At 27.8% G+C, this 4,475-nt stretch carries 6 protein-coding genes; 2 read left to right on the forward strand and 4 right to left on the reverse strand.

Annotated elements, in window-relative coordinates; translation table 11 throughout:
* On the forward strand, window positions 1-1,102 hold a 1,102-nt coding region (locus ACRC28_RS17835; protein ID WP_438544796.1), incomplete at its 5' end, for a DNA topoisomerase.
* A gap of 141 nt (window positions 1,103-1,243) precedes the next feature.
* Window positions 1,244-1,705 (forward strand): peroxiredoxin, encoded by a 462-nt coding sequence (locus ACRC28_RS17840; protein WP_438544797.1) that lies wholly within the window; start codon window positions 1,244-1,246, stop codon window positions 1,703-1,705.
* Between the two features lie 52 nt (window positions 1,706-1,757).
* Here ACRC28_RS17840 and ACRC28_RS17845 read toward each other — a convergent pair whose 3' ends face one another.
* The 4 genes from ACRC28_RS17845 to ACRC28_RS17860 all read right to left on the reverse strand — a co-directional run.
* On the reverse strand, window positions 1,758-2,480 hold the full coding sequence (locus ACRC28_RS17845) for an LrgB family protein (protein WP_438544798.1): 723 nt from the start codon (window positions 2,478-2,480) through the stop codon (window positions 1,758-1,760).
* Between the two features lie 26 nt (window positions 2,481-2,506).
* On the reverse strand, window positions 2,507-2,881 hold the full coding sequence (locus ACRC28_RS17850) for a CidA/LrgA family protein (RefSeq protein WP_438544799.1): 375 nt from the start codon (window positions 2,879-2,881) through the stop codon (window positions 2,507-2,509).
* 184 nt (window positions 2,882-3,065) lie between these two features.
* Window positions 3,066-3,854: an ABC transporter permease gene (locus tag ACRC28_RS17855; protein WP_438544800.1), complete on the reverse strand. Its 789-nt coding sequence runs from the start codon at window positions 3,852-3,854 to the stop codon at window positions 3,066-3,068.
* A gap of 2 nt (window positions 3,855-3,856) precedes the next feature.
* On the reverse strand, window positions 3,857-4,475 hold a 619-nt coding region (locus ACRC28_RS17860), incomplete at its 5' end, for an ABC transporter ATP-binding protein (RefSeq protein WP_438544801.1).

Consider the following 4,475-nt stretch of genomic DNA (forward strand, 5'->3'; position numbering starts at 1 on the left):
TAAAAGAATATTTGATAATAAAAAGGTAGAAAGCCATAGTGCCATAGTTCCAACTTATATGAAGCCTAATGGTTTAAGTGCAGATGAAAAGATAGTTTATAATGCAGTTAAAAATAGATTTATAATGCAGTTTATGCCTATAGCTGAATATGAAGAAAGTAAAATAGTTACTAAGGTTGAATGTGAAGAAGCTAAAGGAGAGTTTGTATCTAAAGGGAAAATTCAATTAGTTGAAGGATGGAGATTAGTTGAAAAAATAGAAAGTAAAGATACAATACTTCCAAATGTACAAGAAAATGAAATTGTAGATGTAGCTAGTAGTAAAGTTTCATCAGTAACTAAGAAACCACCTAAAAAGCATACTGAAAAAACTCTTTTAAGACTTATGGAAACCTGTGGGAAGAATCTTAAAAAAGATAATAAAGATGAAGGTGAGGATGAGTCTAAAGAAGAAAATAACAGTGAAGAAATGATGGCATCTATATTAAGTGGATTCAGTATAGGAACTCCTGCAACACGTGCAGAAACTATAAAGAAGCTTAAAGATGTTGGATATATAGAAACTAAAGGAAAAAGTCTTACTTGTACGAGTCTTGGAAAAACAATGGTTGAAATATTCCCAGTTAAAGAACTTCTAGACCTTGAATACACAGGAAGACTTGAACAAACACTTTCAGATATAGAAAAAGGAAAATTTAAAAAGAGTGACTTTTTAAATCTTATAAAAGAATTTACTATTGATGGAGTAAATAAAATAAAAAATGATACATCAATATTAAAAAATATAAAAGTAAAGCTTGAGGAAGGTCAAGAGGCTATAGGAAACTGTCCTGTATGTGGAAATCCTGTTATAGAAGGAGAGAAAGGCTTTGGATGTTCAAACTGGAAAAATGGATGTAAATATACAATTTGGAAAGATGATAAATATATTTCTTCTTTTGGAAAAACAGTATCAAAGGAAATGATAGAGTTACTTTTAAAGAATGGAAAAGTTGGATTTAGAAATTTAAAAAGTAAAAAAGGTAATACATTTAGTGCATATTTTAGATATGAATTAAATAAAGAAACAGGATATTTTAATTGGAAAATTGAGTTTATATAGAATATAAGAATAGATTTGGATATCATAAGTACTGCTTGTGATATCTTTTTTAGAAAGCGAAAAGTTTTAAGTTGATAAATGGAACAATATGCTATATAATAATTATTATTAAGTAAATATAGTTTAAAAGGAGATAGAATTATGGAAAATAATATATTAGAAATTGGAAATTTAGCACCAGATTTTAAAGGTATAGGTTCAGATGAAAAAGAACATAGTTTAAGTGATTATAGAGGAAAGAATGTAATATTATATTTTTATCCAAAAGACAATACGCCAGGATGTACAATTGAAGCTAGAGATTTTAAGGAATATAATGAAAAGTTTATAGATAAAAACACAGTTATAATAGGAGTTTCAAGAGATACTATAAAGTCACATAATAGATTTATAGAAAAGTATGAATTACCATTTCTTTTAATTTCAGATGAAAGTCAGGAAATTTGTAATCTTTATGGAGTAATGAAAGAGAAAAATATGTTTGGTAAAAAGGTATTTGGAATTGAAAGAAGTACGTTCATAATAGATGAAGAAGGAAAAATAAAAGATATATATAGAAAAGTTAAAGTTAAAGGTCATGTAGAAGAGATTTTTAATAAATAAAGAAAAGCCCTATTAATAAAATGATATGCATTTTATTAATAGGGCTTTAAAATTAAATCATTGCAAAAATTGCCATTCCAATTGAGAATATAATTGGTGCAAGAACAACAGTTATAATACCATTAACACCAATTGCAAGAGAACTCATAGCTCCTTCAGTTTCACCAATTTCTAAGGCTTTTGTAGTACCAATTGCGTGAGCAGATGTACCAAGTGAAAGTCCTACAGCAATTCTATTTTTAATTTTAAATACTTTTGTAATAATAGGATGAATTACTGCACCTATTATACCAGTTGTAATAACAGCAAGAACAGTTACAGGAATTATACCGTGTAATTCAGCAGTTACTGATATTGCAATAGGAGTAGTTACTGATTTTGCCATTAATGAGGCAAGCATTTGTTTATCTAATCCTACAAAGTGTGATAATAATAATATTGAGATTATTCCACCACCACTTCCACAAATTATTCCAACTATTATTGGAACTAGATTTTCTTTTAATCTATCAATTTGCTTGTAAAGAGGTACGGCTAATACTACTGTAGATGGAGCTAAGAAAAGGTTAATAAATTGTGCTCCTTCATCATATGTTTTAAAGCTTATGTGGAATATTAATAAAAATCCTATAACTAAAATAATAGCAATTAATAGTGGATTGAATATAGGTAAGTTTGTTTTTCTATATAAAAGTATACCTATTTCATAAGCTATAAGCGACAAAACAATACCAAATAAATCATTATATATAATTATATGTGATAGGGTTGACATATGTAATACACTTCCTTTTTATATCCCTAATTAGTTTCTTTTAAATTTTTCTTTTTTTCCATTTTGTTTGCGATAGCTTGAACAGCTAGGCCAGTTATTGTCATAGTAATTGCAGTTGTAACTAAACAAACTATCAAAATTTGAACAATATTAGCTTTGATTAAACCAAAGGAATTCATTACAGCAACTCCTGCTGGTAAAAAGAAAAAAGCTAAGTGATCTAAGAAAAAGTTACTTATAGTATCAATTTGTTCTACTTTGACAATTTTTAGACATAGTGCAATAAATAAAATAATCATCGCAACAATGTTTCCTGGAACTGGAATATGAGTTAAACCTGAAATTACTTCACCAATAATGTAAATAATTAAGATTATTAAAGCTTCTCTAAACAGTTTCACTTGACAGTTCCTCCTTCTTCTCTATAATTTCATTAATACTTTATCACTTAAAGAAAATTAAGTAAATAACATAAAAATGACAAGAATAAGAGCAAAAACTATGAAAACGATATATACAAATGTAATAAATATGCAAATCCCCATAATTAAAGGCTTAAGAAGGGATTTGCAAATAAAAAATAATTTACCGTTTATTCATAAAATATCTCTCGAAAATGTTGATTATCTTATACATTAAAAATGCTATTATAGACAAAATAACAATACTCATCATAACCATGTCGAGTTGTGAAATTTGACCACCATAGACGATTAAAAAGCCTAATCCTTCACGTGCAACTAAGAACTCGCCCATAATAACACCAACCCATGAAAGTCCAACATTAATTTTTAAAGTTGAAATTAAAGAGGGAACAGAAGCTGGAAGAATTAAATAGCGAACAATTTGAAATTTTGAGGCACGAAGTGTTTTCATAAGTAAAAGTTTTTCCTTATCAATCTCATTAAAACTAGTTAAGATATTTAAAATTGTAGTTACTAGAGAGATTAAAAGAGCCATAGTTATAATTGCCCATGTACCATTGCCTACCCAAAATAAAATGATAGGAGCTAAGGCAACTTTAGGAAGAGCATTTAATACTACAAGATAAGGATCTAATACTTTAGAAAGCCTAGGGCAAAGCCAAAGAAGTAATGCAATTAAAAAACCTAAAATTGTTCCTAGTGTAAAGCCTAGAACTGTTTCGTATAAGGTTATTCCTATATGAGTAAATAAAGTTCCATTTTGAATAAATTCTTTAAAGGAATTTATTATTCTAGAGGGAGAGGAAGTTAAAAATGGATCTAAGATTTGTAGTTTAGTTAGTGCCTCCCAAAGAAAGATGAAACTTAAGAATAATAAAACTCTGAAAAATATGATTTTTATATTATCTTTTTTAATTTTACGTAAATATTCTTCGTGTTCTTTAGTCATACTTAATCCTCCATTTTGGTCCAAATATAGTTGAAGTAATTTTTGAATTCTTCAGAGTTTCTACGAGCAAAAGGAGTAAGATCTTCAGGGAAAGAGATATTAACTATTTCTTTTATAATTGAAGGTCGTTTACTTAAAATAATAATTCTATCTGATAATGATATGGCTTCACTTATATCATGAGTAACCATAATGGCTGTTTTTTTCTCACTTTTTATAATATGATGAATATCATTAGAAACATTTAATCGTGTTTGATAATCAAGAGCAGAAAAAGGCTCATCTAAAAAAAGAATCTGAGGGTTTAAAGAAAGAGTTCTAATCAAAGAAACACGTTGTCTCATTCCGCCAGATAATTCATTTGGCATATGATTTTTAAATTGCTCTAAATCATATTTTTGCATTAAAGAATCTACATACTTTAAATTATCTTTGAATAGTATTTTACGAATTTTTAACCCGAGTGTAATATTATTATAAACAGATGTCCAAGGAAATAAATGATCTTTTTGAAACATATATCCCACAGTATTTAAATCATTTTTTAGAGGTTGTCCTTTTAAAAAAATTTCGCCTGATGAAGTTTCTAAAAGACCACTCATAATATTTAGAAGGGTTGAT

Origin of the sequence: Clostridium sp. (genome assembly GCF_051650885.1) — a bacterium.
In the GTDB taxonomy this organism is placed as follows: domain Bacteria; phylum Bacillota; class Clostridia; order Clostridiales; family Clostridiaceae; genus Clostridium.

Excerpts from the sequence above, each read along its gene's own strand:
- ACRC28_RS17840 (WP_438544797.1), top strand. The coding sequence starts at position 1,244 with ATGGAAAATAATATATTAGAAATTGGAAATTTAGCACCAGATTTTAAA.
- ACRC28_RS17855 (WP_438544800.1), bottom strand. The coding sequence starts at position 3,854 with ATGACTAAAGAACACGAAGAATATTTACGTAAAATTAAAAAAGATAAT.
- ACRC28_RS17845 (WP_438544798.1), bottom strand. The coding sequence starts at position 2,480 with ATGTCAACCCTATCACATATAATTATATATAATGATTTATTTGGTATT.